18 protein-coding genes are annotated in these 16,254 nt (G+C 67.6%); 7 read left to right on the top strand and 11 right to left on the bottom strand.

Annotated elements, in window-relative coordinates:
• Nucleotides 1-173: 173 nt before the first annotated feature.
• Nucleotides 174-1,250, bottom strand: a complete 1,077-nt coding sequence (locus ACVXZ4_RS01905; protein WP_461796568.1) for a DNA glycosylase AlkZ-like family protein — start codon at nt 1,248-1,250, stop codon at nt 174-176.
• A gap of 169 nt (nt 1,251-1,419) precedes the next feature.
• Between ACVXZ4_RS01905 and ACVXZ4_RS01900 the strand changes: the two genes are divergently transcribed.
• The 3 genes from ACVXZ4_RS01900 to ACVXZ4_RS01890 are packed head-to-tail and all read left to right on the top strand — an operon-like array spanning nt 1,420 to nt 4,977.
• Entirely contained in the window at nt 1,420-1,989 is a 570-nt protein-coding gene (locus ACVXZ4_RS01900) for a PadR family transcriptional regulator (protein ID WP_461796567.1), read from the top strand.
• Between the two features lie 49 nt (nt 1,990-2,038).
• On the top strand, nt 2,039-3,739 hold the full coding sequence (locus ACVXZ4_RS01895; RefSeq protein ID WP_461796566.1) for an ABC1 kinase family protein: 1,701 nt from the start codon (nt 2,039-2,041) through the stop codon (nt 3,737-3,739).
• Between the two features lie 53 nt (nt 3,740-3,792).
• Nucleotides 3,793-4,977, top strand: coding sequence for a glycoside hydrolase 5 family protein (locus ACVXZ4_RS01890; RefSeq protein WP_461796565.1), 1,185 nt, complete (start codon nt 3,793-3,795; stop codon nt 4,975-4,977).
• On the opposite strand, the gene ACVXZ4_RS01885 is transcribed toward ACVXZ4_RS01890, so the two are convergent.
• The 4 genes from ACVXZ4_RS01885 to ACVXZ4_RS01870 all read right to left on the bottom strand — a co-directional run bounded on the left by ACVXZ4_RS01885 (nt 4,958) and on the right by ACVXZ4_RS01870 (nt 7,288).
• The gene (locus ACVXZ4_RS01885) at nt 4,958-5,389 is read right to left on the bottom strand and encodes a hypothetical protein (protein WP_461796564.1); all 432 of its coding nucleotides are present in this window, start codon (nt 5,387-5,389) and stop codon (nt 4,958-4,960) included. The two genes, ACVXZ4_RS01890 and ACVXZ4_RS01885, sit on opposite strands and share 20 nt — an antisense overlap.
• A gap of 111 nt (nt 5,390-5,500) precedes the next feature.
• On the bottom strand, nt 5,501-6,016 hold the full coding sequence (locus tag ACVXZ4_RS01880) for a hypothetical protein (protein ID WP_461796563.1): 516 nt from the start codon (nt 6,014-6,016) through the stop codon (nt 5,501-5,503).
• Complete coding sequence (locus ACVXZ4_RS01875) at nt 5,994-6,260, bottom strand: helix-turn-helix transcriptional regulator (RefSeq protein WP_461796562.1); 267 nt, start codon at nt 6,258-6,260, stop codon at nt 5,994-5,996. The genes ACVXZ4_RS01880 and ACVXZ4_RS01875 overlap by 23 nt, the downstream gene beginning before the upstream one ends.
• 47 nt (nt 6,261-6,307) lie before the next feature.
• Nucleotides 6,308-7,288 carry an SDR family NAD(P)-dependent oxidoreductase gene (locus ACVXZ4_RS01870; RefSeq protein WP_461796561.1) on the bottom strand — a complete coding sequence of 327 codons (981 nt, stop codon included), beginning with the start codon at nt 7,286-7,288 and terminating at the stop codon, nt 6,308-6,310.
• A 51-nt stretch (nt 7,289-7,339) separates the two neighbouring features.
• Here ACVXZ4_RS01870 and ACVXZ4_RS01865 point away from each other — a divergent pair, with 51 nt between their 5' ends.
• Nucleotides 7,340-7,915 (top strand): TetR/AcrR family transcriptional regulator, encoded by a 576-nt coding sequence (locus ACVXZ4_RS01865; RefSeq protein WP_461796560.1) that lies wholly within the window; start codon nt 7,340-7,342, stop codon nt 7,913-7,915.
• Between the two features lie 101 nt (nt 7,916-8,016).
• Here ACVXZ4_RS01865 and ACVXZ4_RS01860 read toward each other — a convergent pair whose 3' ends face one another.
• Complete coding sequence (locus ACVXZ4_RS01860) at nt 8,017-8,658, bottom strand: NAD(P)-dependent oxidoreductase (protein WP_461796559.1); 642 nt, start codon at nt 8,656-8,658, stop codon at nt 8,017-8,019.
• 100 nt (nt 8,659-8,758) lie between these two features.
• On the opposite strand from ACVXZ4_RS01860, the gene ACVXZ4_RS01855 reads away from it, so the two are divergent.
• Nucleotides 8,759-9,139 carry a winged helix-turn-helix transcriptional regulator gene (locus ACVXZ4_RS01855; RefSeq protein ID WP_461796558.1) on the top strand — a complete coding sequence of 127 codons (381 nt, stop codon included), beginning with the start codon at nt 8,759-8,761 and terminating at the stop codon, nt 9,137-9,139.
• A gap of 91 nt (nt 9,140-9,230) precedes the next feature.
• Here the strand turns inward: ACVXZ4_RS01855 and ACVXZ4_RS01850 are convergent, their stop codons facing one another.
• The gene (locus ACVXZ4_RS01850; protein WP_461796557.1) at nt 9,231-9,656 is read right to left on the bottom strand and encodes a VOC family protein; all 426 of its coding nucleotides are present in this window, start codon (nt 9,654-9,656) and stop codon (nt 9,231-9,233) included.
• A gap of 105 nt (nt 9,657-9,761) precedes the next feature.
• Between ACVXZ4_RS01850 and ACVXZ4_RS01845 the strand changes: the two genes are divergently transcribed.
• Together ACVXZ4_RS01845 and ACVXZ4_RS01840 are read left to right on the top strand one after the other, a co-directional pair.
• On the top strand, nt 9,762-10,784 hold the full coding sequence (locus ACVXZ4_RS01845) for a helix-turn-helix transcriptional regulator (RefSeq protein ID WP_461796556.1): 1,023 nt from the start codon (nt 9,762-9,764) through the stop codon (nt 10,782-10,784).
• On the top strand, nt 10,771-11,610 hold the full coding sequence (locus ACVXZ4_RS01840; protein WP_461796555.1) for an SGNH/GDSL hydrolase family protein: 840 nt from the start codon (nt 10,771-10,773) through the stop codon (nt 11,608-11,610). The genes ACVXZ4_RS01845 and ACVXZ4_RS01840 overlap by 14 nt, the downstream gene beginning before the upstream one ends.
• On the opposite strand, the gene ACVXZ4_RS01835 is transcribed toward ACVXZ4_RS01840, so the two are convergent.
• The 4 genes from ACVXZ4_RS01835 to kdpC form a co-directional block, all read right to left on the bottom strand.
• A complete protein-coding gene (locus ACVXZ4_RS01835) occupies nt 11,607-12,221 on the bottom strand; it encodes a DUF6611 family protein (RefSeq protein WP_461796554.1) in 615 nt (204 codons plus the stop codon). The two genes, ACVXZ4_RS01840 and ACVXZ4_RS01835, sit on opposite strands and share 4 nt — an antisense overlap.
• A gap of 138 nt (nt 12,222-12,359) precedes the next feature.
• Nucleotides 12,360-13,085 (bottom strand): response regulator, encoded by a 726-nt coding sequence (locus tag ACVXZ4_RS01830; RefSeq protein WP_461796553.1) that lies wholly within the window; start codon nt 13,083-13,085, stop codon nt 12,360-12,362.
• A complete protein-coding gene (locus tag ACVXZ4_RS01825) occupies nt 13,082-15,634 on the bottom strand; it encodes an ATP-binding protein (protein WP_461796552.1) in 2,553 nt (850 codons plus the stop codon). The genes ACVXZ4_RS01830 and ACVXZ4_RS01825 overlap by 4 nt, the downstream gene beginning before the upstream one ends.
• A 4-nt stretch (nt 15,635-15,638) precedes the next feature.
• Entirely contained in the window at nt 15,639-16,247 is a 609-nt protein-coding gene (gene kdpC, locus ACVXZ4_RS01820) for a potassium-transporting ATPase subunit KdpC (RefSeq protein ID WP_461796551.1), read from the bottom strand.
• Between the last annotated feature and the right edge of the window lie 7 nt (nt 16,248-16,254).

Below are 16,254 nucleotides of genomic sequence, written 5' to 3'. Positions count from 1 at the left end.
GAGCGCAGCGGGTGGTCGCGGCGCAACGGACGGTCGCAGTGCAGCGGGTGGTCGCGGTGCAACGGACGGTCGCGGTTCAACTGACGGTCGCGGTGCAGCGGACGGTCGCGGGCATCGTGACCGTCGCACCATAGGACGGGCTGCTGCGGGAGACCAGAGGCGCACACCCGGCATCACCAGGCCTGGACCGTGACGCCCAACCATTCGGCGAGGGCGGCGATCTCGGCACGCACCATTTCGTCTTCCTCAGCGTCGAAAGGCAGGAACTCATGCACCGCGGTGACCACGAGTGCGTCCCGCCCACGGTTCACCTCGGCGTCGAGCATCCCGACGAAGCGGTCGCCCATCAGGATGGGATGGGCGAAGAATCCGTACTTGCGCCGCGTCTTCGGCTTGAACTGCTCGAGCACGTAGTCGAACTCGAAGATGTCATGCAGCCGAGGCCGATCGAACAGCATTCCGTCGTAGGGGCTGAGGAAGGCGACCCGACCGCCCGGGTCGTCATCCAGAGCGGCGAGCGCCTCGGGGTCCACCCGCCACTTCTGCTTCAGGCCCTCGATGACGGCGGGTTCGCCCGCCTCCCCCACCGGAGTCCAGGGCGACTTCTGCTTCGCGATCCCGGCCGCGTGCAGTCGGCGCTCGTTCAGCATCCGCTCGGCCTCGTCCAGCGCCAGCTCGGGAAGATCCTGCGGATACACCCGCTCGGCCAGGTCCCACCGACGATGGCGCCCTTCGCGCCCGACGATCGCCACCTCTCCCTGCCGCTGCAGGAAGTCGAGCATGTGCACGGTCTGGTTGGATCCGAACCAGCCGTCCGGTGGACGGATCACCTCGGCCGTGTCCGGGATCTCGGTCGCCAGCAGCGGCCCCTCCGCACGCAATCGGGCGAGGACATCAGTGCGGAAGCGGTCGTTGGCGGCCAGCCATTCTCGACTGCTCTGCCGACGGGGCCAGCTCCGCATGGCGGGCAGCATGAGCGGAAGCAGACTCACCGGGCGGAACGAACCGTCGAATTCGAACAGCAGCCGATCCTTCTCCACAGCCTTCGACAGCTGGATCTGGTCGTAAGCGGTGCCGAGCCGCGACCAGAGGATCGTGTGCTCCGCGGGGGCGATCGTGGCTGTGGGGTCGATCTTTATCGCGCCGAGCTCCTCGGCGACCTCCACGACATCGCCCGCTCGATCCGCATCCAGCAGCTGGGCGCGCACGGCGATCCGCCGGGCCTGGTCTCGCGTGAGCTGGTGCGTCACGGGTCGAGAGTAGCAGCGGCCGTGTGCCCACCGCCCGGCCGAATGTCGGCACTCGCACGGGAATTCCCCAGACTGACGATATATCGTTGGCTATCGTCGAGCCAGAAGACATCGACGTGGCCAGGCGGGATGAGGTCATCCAGCCAGCAGAGACACCGAGGAGATCATCATGAGCAATCCATTCATGGGCGACAGGTTCGCGGGACGCCGGGGCGGTGCCGGCGAAGGTTGGCCCGCCAACGCCATGTGGGACGCGATGGAGCAGTTGCGCGGGCAGTTCGACCGCAAGGTCGGCACCAGGATGGGGCGCGGTGATGTGCGTGCCGCGGTGCTCTCCCTCCTCGCCGAGAAGCCGATGCACGGCTACCAGATCATCCACGAGATCGAGGAGCGTAGCGGCGGCAGCTGGAAGCCCAGCCCCGGCTCGGTGTACCCCACGCTCCAGCTTCTCGCCGACGAGGGCTTCATCAGCGCCGAAGAGTCCAACGGTCGTAAGACCTACTCGCTCACCGCCGAGGGGCGTGCTGTAGCGGATGCCGCGGCGGAGCAGCCGGCGCCCTGGGAGGGCCAGAACACTCGTGACACCAGGCGGGCGACGGCACTGCCCAAGGCCGGTATCGACCTCGCCCAGGCCGCTGCCCAGGTGGGACGCACCGGCAACCCCGAACAGGTGAAACAGGCTGTCGCCGTTCTCGAAGAAGCGCGTCGTAAGCTCTACTCGATCCTCGCCCAGGACTGAGCGTGCCCCCCGCACTTCGGCGCGGCGGAGACGAGATTACCGAGATCAGATGACCGACGCCGGCAACATGCGTGCCCGCTCCCGCAGAATCCTGCGGTTCGCCGCCCGCTACCTTGCCCAGGCGTGGTGGTACGAGCTGTTCCTGCCGCGGCTCGGGCTTGCGCGACTCTCGGCGCGCGGCCGGAGTAAGCGGCTGCAGCGCATCGCGCGCAACTTCCACGCGCTCGCGGTGGACCTCGGTGGCCTCATGATCAAGGTCGGCCAGTTCATGTCGTCGCGCCTGGACATCCTGCCGCCGGAGATCACCAAGGAACTCGAGGGGCTGCAGGACGAGGTGCCGCCGGTGCCGTTCGCCGCCATCCGCGCCCTCGCCGAAGCCGAGCTCGGAGTGAGCCTCGAGCGGGCGTTCGCCTTCATCGACGAGACCCCGGTGGCCGCAGCATCCCTCGGCCAGGTGCATCGTGCGCGGCTCGCGGAGATGGATGCCGCGGACACGGGCCTCGTCGACGTCGTCGTGAAGATCCAGCGACCGGGCATCGACCAGATCATCGATGTCGACCTCAGCGCGCTGCGTCGGGTCGCCGGCTGGCTCAGTCGGGTGCGCCTCGTATCGGATCGCGTGGACATGCCCTCACTCGTGGAGGAGTTCGCGTTCACCAGTCTCGAGGAGATCGACTACCTGCACGAGGCGGCGAGCGCGGAGAGGTTCGCCCAGAACTTCGCGGGCGATGCTCGGGTGCGGGTGCCCGAGTTCGTGTGGGAACGCTCGACCAAACGCGTGCTCACCCTGCAGGACGTGACGGCGATCAAGATCAATGACGTCAATGCCCTGACAGCCGCCGGCATCGACCCCGCGGAGGTCGCTGCCGATTTCGCAGCCGTGATGTTCGACCAGCTCTTCGTGCACGGCTTCTTCCACGCCGACCCGCACCCCGGCAACATCTTCGTCACGCCAGCGCAACGCAGCGACGCTGAGGGCACCCGGGCCTGGCACTTCACGTTCATCGACTTCGGGATGATGGGTGAGGTACCCGACGGCCTGCGCCGCGGCCTTCGCCAGCTCATCATCGCCGCGGCGTCGCGCGACGGCACGGGCATGGTGGACGGCATCCGCGAGGTGGGGGTGCTCCTGCCCTCGGCGGACACGGCCGAGCTCGAGCGGGCGATGACCAAGCTCTTCGCCCGGTTCGGCGGAATGGGTTTCGCGGAGTTGCAGGAGGTCGATCCGCGCGAGTTCCGGGCGTTCGCGACGGAGTTCGGCGATCTCGTGCGGTCGCTGCCGTTCCAATTGCCCGAAAATTTCCTGCTGATCATCCGCGCCATGTCCGTGACATCGGGTGTCTGCAGTTCACTGAACCCCGCCTTCAACATCTGGGATGCGGTCGAACCGTACTCGGCCCAGCTCATCCGCGCCGAGGGCGGCAACCTCGTGCAGGACGTCCTGAAACGGGCGGTCTCGACCGCAGGGCTGCTCGCGGGGCTGCCGCAACGGCTCGACAACCTCACCACCCGGTTCGACGAGGGTCGGATCTCGGTGCAGGCCCCGCGCCTCGAGCGTCGCCTCATCAGTCTCGAGCGCACGGCTCGCCAGACCATCTCGGCTGTGTTGTTCGGCGCCCTGTTGATCGGGGGCATCCTGCTTCGAGCCGACGACGTCGTGTTCGGGACTGTGCTGATGGGCATCTCGGCCATTCCGCTGCTCCACGCCCTCTTCGCGGGTCTGGTCGCGCGTCGCGGGCCGCTGCCTTAACCGCCGCTAAGCTTTCTCGAGCCCATCGACGACGAGCTGAGGGCCTGGCACCCATGTCCCCACGATTCGGCGTGAACTACGTCCCCTCTTCTCAATGGTGGTACTCCTGGGTCGACTGGGACGCCAAGAGTATCCGAGCGGACCTGGCGGCCATCGCCCGACTCGGCAGCGACCACATCCGAATCCACTGCCTGTGGCCGGTCTTCCAGCCCAACCCGTCCCTGGTCAGTTCCACCTTGCTGAACAGGCTCCGGGAGCTGCACGATATCGCCGACGAGGTCGGGCTCGACGTGGTCGTGACCCTGTTCAACGGGTGGTTGAGCGGATTCGACTTTCGTCCAGACTGGCTTCCGGCCACCGCGAACGTCTTCGCGGATGAGCCGACCCTTGTCGCGCAGGAACTGCTGATCCAGCGGGTCGGGGAGGCCGTCGGAGCACACCCGAGGTTCCTCGGAATCGATCTCTCCAACGAGCCGAGCGTCATCGCGATGAATGCGCCGAATCGCAGCACGACCGCAGAGGGCGATGCCTGGTTGGAGCGGATGTTCGCCGCCGTCTCGCGCGCGGCACCCTCACGGCTCGCGACCGTCGGCATGGACCACCTGCCCTGGATGACTGACGAGACGCCGTTCACGCGCCCGTCCCTCGCGGCTCTCGGCACCGTCACCTCCGTGCACGCCTGGACCTACTTCACGGGGGCCCTTGACCGCTACGGAGTGGACAGTACCGGCACCCAGCGGATCACCGAGTACCTTCTCGAGCTCGCGCGCGCCTACTCGGCCGATCCGCAGCGCCCGGTCTGGCTGCAGGAGTTCGGAGTCTCGGGAGAGTGGATGGCGCCCGACGCCATGGAGCGCTATGTGACCGACGCGACCAAGGCCGCGCTCGGTGTCGACGGGCTCTGGGGCGTCACCTGGTGGGCATCCCACGACATCGACCGGCGTCTCGGCGGATTCGCTGCGCTCGAGTACGACCTCGGACTGCTCACCGTCGACAATGCCGTCAAGGCCACCGGCGAGCGCTTCCGGGACGCCGCCAGTGCCGCCCGCACCCTGCCGAAACTGCCCCAGAAATCGGTGGCGCTTGTTTTGCCCGACGGACGCACCCCCGATCTCGGCTTCGCCGACGCTTTTTTCGAGCTCGTCGATCGCGGCATCTCGCCGACCATCGTGCTCGAGTCGCGATCGGCGGACTCCGCCTGGCTCGCCGCCCGAGGAATCACGCAGGTTCTGTATTAGCCGGTCGCCAGAGCGGGCCGACGACGAGAAGCAGGACCGCCACGTTGAACAGCGCGTTCGAGGGATTACCGGAAGCGATGGATCCCGCGCTGTCGAACAGGAACCAGGCCGAAGCACCGACGACGAGCGACCGCCGCACTCCCTCCGGGGCCGGGTCGTAGGCCCAGTAACGCAGGCACACGACCATCATTCCCCAGCCGAGAAGGAAGCCTCCCGTCAGTGCCGAAAGAAAATGTGTGGTGCCGCCGTCGAACCGCTGCCCACCGTCGATGGGCCAGGACAACAGGTCGAGCGTCCCGTGCGCCGCACCGGAGGTCGCGGCGACCGAGCCGAGGGTGAATACCGGCCCGAACGCTCCGATGACTATGGCCGAGACCCAGAGCCAGTTCTTATGAGCACGTGTGCTTCGCATCGATTCTCCCTCTCCGTGAGAGGGCGATCGGACTCACGACCCATCCGGCCGTGCGGCGGTACCTGGTGAAGAGCCTCGCTGCGGGTGCTACCCCGATGCCGGATTCCGGAATCAGCGCGGCAGCTCGCGGTCGCGCAGGGCGAGAACGGCTGACGGGATGCTGAGGGCCGCGGCCTCGAGCATCCAGAAGATGCCCATTACCGCGTTGTAGTTGAGGGCCACCTTCCAGGTGTCCGGATCCTGCCCGAGCACGACGAAGGCGAGGAGCGCCGCCCCAGCAAGCACGATGACCAGCGCCGCCAGCCAACGGTAGGCCTCGAGGTAGGTGCGGTCCCGCAGCAGCGTCTGCCGCTCGTCGAGGTATTCGTCGGGCAGGTCGGCGACCAGCCGTACCGACAGCCGGAGCATCCACCAGAGGACCGCTCCGACAAGCACCGCCACGATGCCGGCGATCGACCCGAGGAGGATCCAGCACGCGGGAATCACGACTATGAGGGCGATCATCGCCGCCGCCAGCGCGAAACGCGCGCGGCTGGTGCGCAGGGACTGGAAGCGGGTATCGGACATGATGCGGTCGACGCGATCGGCGACCTGTTGCTTGTTCCTATCTTTGCGTGAGGTGCTCATCTGATGCTCCTGAGGGGGTGAACGGGGTCAATGAAAACAGTTCGCCAAGCGGAGTCGCGAGCTCGCTTGCGATGCGCAGTGCCAGGGCGAGACTCGGGCTGTACTCGCCGCGTTCGAGGTATCCGATCGTCTGATAGTGCACGTCGACGGCGTCAGCCAGTTGCTGCCGGCTGATGCCACGACTGGCACGAACGTCTTCCAGTCGGCTGAAGACCGGCTCCTCTGACTTCGGCTTGCGTCCCATGAAAGGCAGCATAAATGCTACATAGCATTATTGCAACATTGTCTCCTTCAGTGGGGCTGCGCGCCCTCCGGCAGGAAGCGGGCCACCGCGTGCTCCAACCATTCCCACAGCGCAACGCGGCGTTCGATCGCGAAGGTGACCGGTTCGGCCCGGGCTAGGCGGCCGATCTCGACGTAGCCGTCGTTGAGCGACGGAAAGGTGTCCCCCAACGCGAAGCGCACCGCGTGACCGGCGGTGATGGGCGCGGTCGTAGCGCCGGGCAGGATGCCCATCGCGGGCATCACGTGCTTCCACACCCAGTACATCGAGGCCGGCATGTCCTTGCCAAGACCGGTGCCAGGGACAAGGCCAGGGTCGTAGGCGTTCAGCCGTCTGCCGGATGCCGCGAACCTCTCCGCCCAGTCGTGGGAGAGGGTCACCAGCGCGAGCTTGCTCGATGCGTAGGCGACACCGCCCCTCCGTCGCTCCTGCGCGAACCGCGTCTCGTCGGCGGCGGGAGCATCCGGCCGCGCGAGATCGGCGGGATCCAGCCACTGCGGATCAGGGACCAGGTTGAAGGATTCCTTCTTGCCGCGGTGGGTCGACGAGCCCATCACCGTGGCATGGGCCGCCGGCGCGAGGGATCGCTCCAGCCCCCGCAGCAGCAGGTGTTGGGCGATGACGTTGACCGTGAAAGTCAGTTCGAACCCCTGGACACCGGTCTTGCGTCGGGAGGCGAACTGGGCACCCGCGTTGAGCATGGCCGCATCGATGGGCCCCAGATCTCCCCCGTCCTGCATGGTTGCGATCTCCTCGAGGGCGCGACACACACTCTCGAGATCGCCGAGATCCAAGTGGATGCCGCGGGCCGCCAGCCCCCGCGACCGAACGGTCTGCACCGCAGCATCCAGTGCCGCGCCATCGCGGGCGAGCAGCAGGATGTCGGGGCGGGACGGGTGCGCGACGAGGGCCTGGAGCATCCGGGCGCCGATGCCGCTGGTGGGGCCGGTGAGGAGAACCGTCGGACTAGTGATGTCACTTTGTGCCATAGCCAGAATCTAGCTGATGTCATGATGTGACACAAGGGTAGGATCGTGGGCATGCCCCGCTGGCCAGAAGACTCCCGCCGGAGGCTGATCGATGCCGCGGTGGTGCTCTTCGCCGAGCGTGGCTACACCGACTCGACCGTCGAGGACATCGCCCTCAGCGCGGGAGTCACCCCCCGCACGTTCTTTCGTCACTTCTCGGACAAGGAGGAGGTGCTCTTCGGCGATGACGACGACCTGCTCCCCCTCCTTCTGGCCGAGATCCGCGGCGACTCGGGGCCGGTTCGAGCCGAGGCGCACATGAAGAGAGCCCTCGGCGCGTTGGCGGAGGTCTTGGAACCGCGGCGCGAGGCACTGCGCAAGCGCCAGCTAATCATCGACTCGCAGATTTCGCTGTCGGGGCGGGAGCTCGCCAAGCAGGCGCTGTGGCAGCAACAGGTCACGACCGCTCTTATCGATCGGGGATTTCCGATCGAGCAATCCGATGTGCTCGCGTCGATCGGTTTCGCGCTGTTTCGGCGATCCCTTCACGCCTGGCTTGCCGAGCCCGGCGGAGCATCACTTCAGAACCGCATCGGTGAGGCCCTGGCCGGCGTGCCATCCGTGCTCGACATCACCAGTACCCACTGAACCGGGCCGATCGAGTCGGAATCAGCGGTCAGGACTTCGCAATTCGAGCACCGAGCGCGGCTCCCGGCGGTCGCCCGGCGCCGTCGCCGCCAGAAGGCCGGTCAGTACGCGACGCCGAACTGCTGGCCGGAGTGCGCCGGGGACTCGATCTCGTCCACGATCGCGGTTGCGAAGTCTGCGCCAGAGATCGCGGACGATCCGCTTTCGTCGAAGATCGCGACATCCCCGCCCGTGCGATGGGTGCCCGTCGCTTCTCCCGGCGCAAAGGACCCGTAGGTGGCGGCCGGACTGACATAGAACCAGTCGAGGCCCTGCGGAGCGCCGTCGACCAGATCGTCGACGACCTCCGCCATGACTCGGGCCTCGGTGGCGAACTGCGGCGGCACCTCACCCGCGTAGGCAATGCGCGGAGCCCCCGGAGCCAGCCGGAGGGCGCTGAAGCCGCCTACGATCCCGATCCGAGTGCTCGCGGATGCCGCAACTCCGGCGAGCGTCGAGTAGAGACTGCGCAACGCGGTCTCGAGCTCGCCCCGCGGAGCCAGCGCACCGACGAGCACGTCGGCGGACGATACCAGCCCGGCCAGTTCATCGTGGATCGAGCCCGTGCGATAGTGCACGCCGGCGATGGGCTCTGCGGGGGCGTTGCGGCTGAAGGACGTCACGTCATGGCCGCGTGCGACAGCTTCGCGGACGATGTTCGCGCCGGTGTAGCCGGTTCCTCCGAGGACGGTGATTCGAGACATTGTCTTCCCTTTCGCTGGTGCTTGCGCTACTTCGATCACTCTAGAAGAAGTGGTTACTGTTGGTAAGTAGGCACCTTGGAGTAACCGACTGGAGTGGCACATGCGGCATGACGATGGGCGTGAACTCGATCCGTATCAGGCGGGCTGCCCGACCCGGCGCATCCTCGACCTCATCGGTGGGCGGTGGACGGTGCTCATCGTGGGTGCGCTCGGCCCGGGGACCGCGCGCTTCTCGCAACTTCAACGGCGAGTGGACGGCATCTCCCAGAAGATGTTGACGCAGACCCTGCGGGCAATGGAACGAGACGGCCTGGTGGTGCGCACGGTGACAGCGGAGGTGCCGGTGAAGGTCGAGTACGCCCTCAGCGACGCCGGCCGCACCCTCACGGAGCCTCTCAAGGCCCTCGAAGAATGGGCGATCGAGCACTTCACGGGCGTCGCCGCGTCGCGCTCAGAGTACGAGTCGCGGGTCGTCGGCTAGGCCGGTTCCACGACGACCGAACAGTCGAAAACGCCGGAGCCAGCGGCGGGCGAGGGTGCGACATCCGCCCCCGCCCGCCGGGCCGGCCATTTCAGGCGGGGGCGTAAGCGACCGCGACGTCGAGCACCCACGTGACCCCGAAGGAATCGGTGAGCATGCCGTAAGCGGGCGAGAACGCGGAGGGCGCGAGGTCGGAGAGGATTCTCGAACCGCGGCTGAGGCGACCCCAGAGTTCGGTGATCTCCTCGGCGGAATCCCCACGCACAGACACGAACACGGCCTTCTCGCCGCGGTCGTATGAGACGCTCGAGGGCACGTCATAGGCCATGACCTGGAAGCCGTTGTCGCCGATGATCTGGCCGAACTTGATCTGCGCGGCCTCTTCTGGGATCTCGGCGCTATAGGCCTGCTCGTTGGTGACGGCGATCAACTGGCCTCCGAACACCGAGTGATAGAACTCGAGCGCCGCAGCGGCATCGCCTCGGAAGTTGAGGTGGGGGGTGGTGATGACGGTCATTTCTGCTCCCTGAATGGATTCGATTGCCGGGAGGTCCCCGGTCTTCCTCCACGCTCGCAGCCATCTAGGACAGATTCCGTCCTAGATTCGAACTACTGTCGAGGTATGACCACGACTGCCTCGACCACAGCACGACTGCTGCGTCTGCTGTCGCTCCTGCAGACGCGGCGGGACTGGCCCGGCACCCTTCTCGCGGATCGGCTGGAGATCAGCCATCGCACGGTGCGGCGCGACGTGGACCGGCTGCGCGACCTCGGGTACAGCATCCGCGCCACGATGGGTCCGGATGGCGGGTACCGCCTCGACGCGGGCTCCGAGCTGCCGCCGCTGCTGTTCGACGATGAGCAGGTGATCGCCCTCGCGGTCTCCCTCCAGGCTGCGCCCGGGCTTGGGGCGGGGGTGGAGGAAGGCGCGGCTCGCGCCCTCGCGACGGTGCGCCAGGTGATGCCCTCCCGGCTACAACACCGCCTCGACGCGCTTCGATTCACCACCCTCCCCGCGCGGCCGGGCCGCGCGGTCGCCGAGCCCGTGGCCCCGGACACACTCGTCGCGCTCTCCGGCGCCATCCGCGACCGGCAGATTCTGCGATTCGACTACGCGAGCCGCGGCCCGGTCGACGAGGACACAGGGATACCGCCCCGATGCGTGGAGCCGCACCACATCGTCAATTCCCACGGCCTGTGGTACCTGGTGGCGTGGGACTGCGACCGCGACGACTGGCGGATGTTCCGCGCCGACCGCATCTCACCGCGCACGCCGACCGGCCCCCGGTTCGTGCCGCGTGAGATCCCCGGAGGCAGCGTCGCAGACTACGTGTCGGCGCGCTTCACGGGATCGGACGGGGTCGACGCCTGGCCGTGCCGCGGCACCGTGATGCTCCACCTTGCCGCCGGTGCGGTTCTCCCCTTCGCCGGCGACGGCGTCGTCGAGGATCTCGGACCCGACCGGTGCACTCTCGAAGCCGGGTCCTGGTCGTGGGGGTCCCTCGCCGCGTCCTTCGGCCGTTTCGAGACGACGATGGAGGTGCTCGGCCCCCCGCAACTCGCGGCGGCGTTCGTCGAGCTCGCGGGGCGCTATGCCTCGGCGACGGCAGGCGAGGGGATACTCTCGACCAGTGCCGACCAGTGACCCGAATGCCCCGCGGTTCCACCACATCGCCGTGCTCGGCAGCTCCTTCGCGGCCGGCCCCGGCATAGGTCCGGTCATCGACAGGGCGGCCGGTCGATCGGGTCGCAATTACGCTCACCTTGTCGCCGAGTTCTACGGTTCACGGCTCACCGACCTGAGCGTGTCCGGCGCCACCACCTCCACTATTCTCGACACCTCCCAGCGCCTGAGGACGAGACGTTTCGCGCCGCAGATCTCTTTGCTCCCGGAGGAGTGCGACCTCGTGCTCATCACCGCCGGAGGCAACGACCTCGGCTACTCGTTCTCCCTCTGGCGAGCGGGGTGGGGAGGGTGGCTGTCGAAGCGTCGACTCCTCGCCGGGATCGGTCGCAGGCTCACCAGGGGCGCGGTGCCGACAGCCGGGCCTTACGACGTCGCTCGTGCCGCCGCCGGGCTCGCCCGGGTGGTCAGCGAGGTCCGCTCTCGCTCCCCTCACGCGCGAGTTCTGCTTGTCGACTACCCCACAGTGATAGGCGCCACGACCACCACAAGCAGCGCTGTGCCGCTGGATGACAGCGCCCTGAAGCTCTTCCGGCGGGTGGGCCAGCTGCTCACGAGTGCGTTCGAAGACGCCGCCGCTTCGTCCGCGGCCGAACTGGTGCAGGTATCGGCGCTCAGCGAGGACCATGCGGTCGAGTCGGAAGAACCGTGGATGGTCGGCTTCGCGCCACGCTTCTCGGGCATTCCCGCGTTTCATCCCAATGCTGCCGGACACGCGGCCATCGCCCGGGCGATCGAGCGGTACCTCATGGCGTACCCCCTAGCACCGGGGACCCGACCGGCCTAAGCGCCGGGAAGCCTCTCGCTGCGGAGGAGTCCCTCTTCGAGCTCGCCGGCGAGCGCCGGCCGGCAGTCGTCGAGGGTCAGGAAGATTGTCGCCCACTCCGACTCGTACTGCGCGGGGGTGAGCCGCCCGTGCACCGCACGGTCATCGAGGGCCGCGAAGGCGGTGCGGGCGGCAGCCATGCTCGCGACATTGCCCCAGCACGAGATGCCGCCATCCACGGCAACCCGAACCACTACCAGCTGTATCGAGGCTTCGCGCAGTCGTCTCGTCGCCCGGGCGCCGTACCAGACACTCGCCCCGTACAGCGCGAACGCCACCATGAACGCGAGCAACGGAGACAGCACCACACCGAGCGCCATCATGGCGAAGAGTGCAGCGACCGAGCCGACAAGGGGCCAGTTGCGGAAGATCCCATGAAGTCTTCGCTCCGCCGCGGTCGTGCCCGGAGGGTAGACGGTGAGGCGTTCGCGAGTCCAGAGGCCCCGGCTGAGAGGTGCGACCTCGAAGTGACCCCATGGGTGCGGTCCCTGCAGCCTCGTCTTCACGCGCTCGGGGAGGCGGTCCCACAGTCGAAGATCGGGGAGGGTGATGGTGGTCTCGGAGTGCTTCACAAGACTGGTCTACGCCGATCCGCCGGCCGCGGGAACGATGCTTACGACATCTACACGCTCGACGGAGGAAACCCTAACGGGTTGCTCGCGCCCGCGGCCAGGCGGGGCCGGTGGCGGTCATGAGCGATGTCGCTGTGCCTAATCCGAGGGCAGAATCCGAGGGGCTGAATCCGAAGGCTGGTCGGGCACGAACCGATAGCCCATCCCGAGGACGGTCATGAAATACCGCGGACGGGATGGCACGGGCTCGAGCTTCTTCCGCAGCTGGGCGAAGTAGAGCCTGAGGTATCCGGTGTCCTTCGTGTGATGCGGGCCCCACACCTGGGTGAGGATGCTCTCGCGCGTGATCAGCTTCTCAGGATTCTGGATGAGGAGCTCGAGGATCCGCCACTCGGTGGGGGTCAGCCGGATCGATTCGGTTCGCTCGGGGTCGCCCCGGGTGACCTGCTTCGCCGCGAAGTCCACGGTGACGTCCCCGAAGGTGGTGACCGGTTCATCTTCGCCCGCCGGAACCCGCCGCGTCAGCGCTCTCACCCTGGCGAGCAGCTCATCGACCGAGAACGGCTTGGTCACGTAGTCGTCGGCGCCGGCATCCAGCGCCTCGACCTTGTCGGCGGCGTCGGTGCGCCCGGACACGACGAGGATCGGCACCTTGCTCCACCCCCGGATGCCCTCGATCACCTGAATGCCGTTGAGGCCCGGCATGCCGAGATCGAGCATCACGAGGTCGGGATGGTGGCTGATCGCCTGATTCAGCGCCTCGACACCGTCGCTCGCCGTGACGATGTCATAGCCCCGGGCCCCCAGCGTCACCTTGAGGGCGCGGAGGATCTGGGGGTCGTCGTCGGCGATCAGGATCTTCATGCCGACAGTGAATTCTGCGTCGCCGACGGTGATTCCTGCGTCGCCGGCAGTGATTCCTGCGTCGCGGACAGTGATTCCTGCGTCGCCGGCAGTGAGATGACCATGGTCAATCCGCCCCCCGGGGTGTCATCGGCCTGGAGCGTTCCGCCCATGCCCTCGACGAAGCCTTTGGAGAGGGCGAGCCCGAGTCCGAGTCCGGTCGCGTTGTCCGTGTCGCCGAGTCGTTGGAATGGCACGAAGATGTCTTCCCGCCGGTCCCGCGGCACACCGGGGCCGTTGTCGGTGACGCGCACCTCGACCGAGCCGCCGAAGGCGCTCGCCGAGATCCGCACCGACATTCCCGGCTGGGAGAACTTGCGGGCGTTCTCGAGTAGGTTCACCAGCACGCGCCTGAGCAGCCCGTCATCCGCGAGCACTTCGGGGAGGTCGTCGGTGATCCCCAGCTCGACGTCCGCCGGCCCGAGCCCCAGCTCGTCGATCGCCGCGAGGATCACATCCTCCACGTGCAATGGTTCGGTCCTCACGGCGAGCGCACCCGCCTGCACCCGACTGACGTCGAGGAGGTTGGTCACGAGGTCGGCAAGCGTCTCGAGGCTCTCCTGGGCGGTGGCCAGCAACTCCTCCCGGTCGGCGGCAGACCAGGCCACGTCGGTGCTCCGCAGCCCGCTGACGGCGGCGGTGGCTGCCGTCAGCGGCCGCCGGAGGTCGTGCCCCACTGCGGCAAGCAGGGCGCTGCGCATCCGGTCGGCCTGCTCGAGGGGCTCCACCTCGCCCGCCGTCTTCACCAGCGCACTGTGTTCGAGAGCCGCGTCGATCTGCGCGGCGATAGCGGCGAGGAGCCGTCGCTCGGAGGCCTCCAGGTCGGGACCGCGCAGCTCGAGCGAGGCCCGCTCACCGACCGGGAGCGTCGTGAGGTGGTCGGCGTCGTCGACGATGCCGGACTCGAGGAGCACCCCCTCCGCTCCGACGATCCGCACACTGTTGAGGGCGAAGGACTCCCGGGTGCGGGCGATGAGCGCCTCCAAAGCGTCCTCGCCGCGGAGCACGCTGCCCGCGATAGTGGCGAGCAGCTCGGACTCCGCCGCCGAGCGCACTGCAGCCCGTGATCGCCGGGCGGCCTGGTCGACGACGTAGCTCACCAGTGTCGCATTGAGGAGGTACAGGATCAGCGCCAGGGCGTGGGCGGGTTTGCCGATCGTCACCGTGTAGAGCGGATCGACGAAGAAGTAGTCGAGGGTGAGCCCGGAAAGCAGGGCGGCAAACAGTGCCGGCCAGATGCCGCCGATCAGCGCGACGATGACCACCAGAAGCTGGAAGGCGAGCACGTCGCTGGTGATCGAGTCGTCGGTGCGGAAGGTGACGAGCAACCAGGTCACGAGAGGGCCGCCGACGAGAGCGACGATGAACCCGATGATCCGCCTCTTGAGCGTGAGCGCGCCTGTGAGGCGGGGCAGCGCGAAGGCCCCGCCCGCCGCGGAGTGGGTGACGATGTGCACGTCGATCGGCCCGGACTCCCGGATGACCGTCGCACCGATGCCCGGCCCGGTCAGCGCCGCGGAGAGGCGGCTGCGCCGGCTGACGCCGATCACGAGCTGGGTGGCGTTGGACGCCTTCGCGAAGTCGACGAGGGACCGGGGGATGTCGTTGCCGATCACCTGGTGGTAGGTGCCGCCGAGTTTCTCGGCGAGCGCGCGCTGCGCCGACAGGGCGCCGGGATGCGACTCGACCAGGCCGTCCTGACTCGTGACGTGCACGACGATCAGCTCGCCTCCCGCCGACCGCGCGGCGATGCGAGCCCCGCGCTTGATCAGGGTCTCTCCTTCCGGGCCGCCGGTGAGAGCCACCACGACGCGTTCTCGCGCCTCCCACTTGCTGTCGATCCCGTGTTCGTTGCGATAGCTCTTCAGCGCGCTGTCGACCTCGTCGGCCAGCCAGAGCAGCGCGAGTTCCCGGAGCGCCGTGAGATTGCCCAGTCGGAAGTAGTTGGAGAGCGCCGCATCGATCCGCACGGCGGGATACACGTGCCCCTCGGCGAGACGATCCCGAAGCGCCTGAGGGGCGAGATCCACGACCTCTATCTGGTCGGCCGAACGGAGGATGTTGTCGGGTACGGTCTCCCGTTGGGGCGCCCCGGTGATCTGCTCGACCACATCGCTGAGCGACTCGATGTGCTGCACGTTGACCGTCGACATCACGTCGATGCCCGCATCGAGCAGCGCCTCGACATCCTGCCACCTCTTCTCGTTGCGGGATCCCGGCGCATTGGTGTGCGCGAGCTCGTCGACGAGCGCGATGTCGGGTTGTCGCGCGATCACGGCGTCGATGTCCATCTCGGCGAGCAGCACGCCGCGGTGTTCGGTCTCGACCCGGGGGATGATCTCGAGGTCCTTGAGCATCGCGGCCGTCGCTGCGCGTTCGTGGGTCTCCACGACCGCGACGACGACGTCCCGTCCCTCATCCCGGAGACGGGCCCCTTCCTCCAGCATCGTGTAGGTCTTACCGACGCCGGGGGCGGCGCCGAGCAGCACTCGGAGCCGCCCTCTCTTCATGCGATCAGCCCTTCAGTTTCGCGAGCGCGATGTTCAGCTCGAGCACGTTTACGCGCGATTGTCCGAGGTAGCCCAGATCCGGTGCCTGGATCTGGTCTTCGACCAGCTTGCGCACCGCGGAGACGGGAAGGCTTCGAACCTCCGCCACCCGGTCGACCTGCAGGAGCGCGTACTCCGGGCTGATGTGAGGATCGAGGCCCGAAGCCGATGCGGTGACCGCATCGGCGGGGATGCTGGATTCCTCGACACCGTCGAGTGTGGCGATGGCCGCCTTCCGTTCCTTCACGGCCGCGATGAGGTCGGCGTTCTCCGGCCCGTAGTTACTGCCGCTGGAGGCGGAGGCGTCGTAGCCGGTGCCCGCAGCCGAGGGCCGCGACTGGAACCACTGCGGGAGGGCCTTGCCCTTCTTGTCGGTGAAGCTCTGGCCGATGAGGGCCGATCCGACTTTCGCGTTCCCGACCGTGATCGTCGACCCGTTGGCCTGGTACGGAAGGGCGAGCTGGCCGATGCCGGTCATCACGGCGGTGTAGCCGATGCCGAGCACGACGGTGAATATCAGCAGAGCCCGGATGGCCACCCAGTATTGGCGGACCGCCGTTCTTGGTGAACTCATGATGTGT

This window comes from Lacisediminihabitans sp. FW035 (genome assembly GCF_054880895.1).
Note: the sequence above shows the minus strand (reverse complement) of the source record. Positions and strands in the feature narration are given on the sequence as shown.

Coding starts and splice junctions, on each gene's coding strand:
- ACVXZ4_RS01900 (WP_461796567.1), top strand. CDS start 1,420: ATGAGCAATCCATTCATGGGCGACAGGTTCGCGGGACGCCGGGGCGGT.
- ACVXZ4_RS01895 (WP_461796566.1), top strand. CDS start 2,039: ATGACCGACGCCGGCAACATGCGTGCCCGCTCCCGCAGAATCCTGCGG.
- ACVXZ4_RS01890 (WP_461796565.1), top strand. CDS start 3,793: ATGTCCCCACGATTCGGCGTGAACTACGTCCCCTCTTCTCAATGGTGG.
- ACVXZ4_RS01885 (WP_461796564.1), bottom strand. CDS start 5,389: ATGCGAAGCACACGTGCTCATAAGAACTGGCTCTGGGTCTCGGCCATA.
- ACVXZ4_RS01880 (WP_461796563.1), bottom strand. CDS start 6,016: ATGAGCACCTCACGCAAAGATAGGAACAAGCAACAGGTCGCCGATCGC.
- ACVXZ4_RS01875 (WP_461796562.1), bottom strand. CDS start 6,260: ATGGGACGCAAGCCGAAGTCAGAGGAGCCGGTCTTCAGCCGACTGGAA.
- ACVXZ4_RS01870 (WP_461796561.1), bottom strand. CDS start 7,288: ATGGCACAAAGTGACATCACTAGTCCGACGGTTCTCCTCACCGGCCCC.
- ACVXZ4_RS01865 (WP_461796560.1), top strand. CDS start 7,340: ATGCCCCGCTGGCCAGAAGACTCCCGCCGGAGGCTGATCGATGCCGCG.
- ACVXZ4_RS01860 (WP_461796559.1), bottom strand. CDS start 8,658: ATGTCTCGAATCACCGTCCTCGGAGGAACCGGCTACACCGGCGCGAAC.
- ACVXZ4_RS01855 (WP_461796558.1), top strand. CDS start 8,759: ATGCGGCATGACGATGGGCGTGAACTCGATCCGTATCAGGCGGGCTGC.
- ACVXZ4_RS01850 (WP_461796557.1), bottom strand. CDS start 9,656: ATGACCGTCATCACCACCCCCCACCTCAACTTCCGAGGCGATGCCGCT.
- ACVXZ4_RS01845 (WP_461796556.1), top strand. CDS start 9,762: ATGACCACGACTGCCTCGACCACAGCACGACTGCTGCGTCTGCTGTCG.
- ACVXZ4_RS01830 (WP_461796553.1), bottom strand. CDS start 13,085: ATGAAGATCCTGATCGCCGACGACGACCCCCAGATCCTCCGCGCCCTC.
- ACVXZ4_RS01825 (WP_461796552.1), bottom strand. CDS start 15,634: ATGAAGAGAGGGCGGCTCCGAGTGCTGCTCGGCGCCGCCCCCGGCGTC.
- kdpC (WP_461796551.1), bottom strand. CDS start 16,247: ATGAGTTCACCAAGAACGGCGGTCCGCCAATACTGGGTGGCCATCCGG.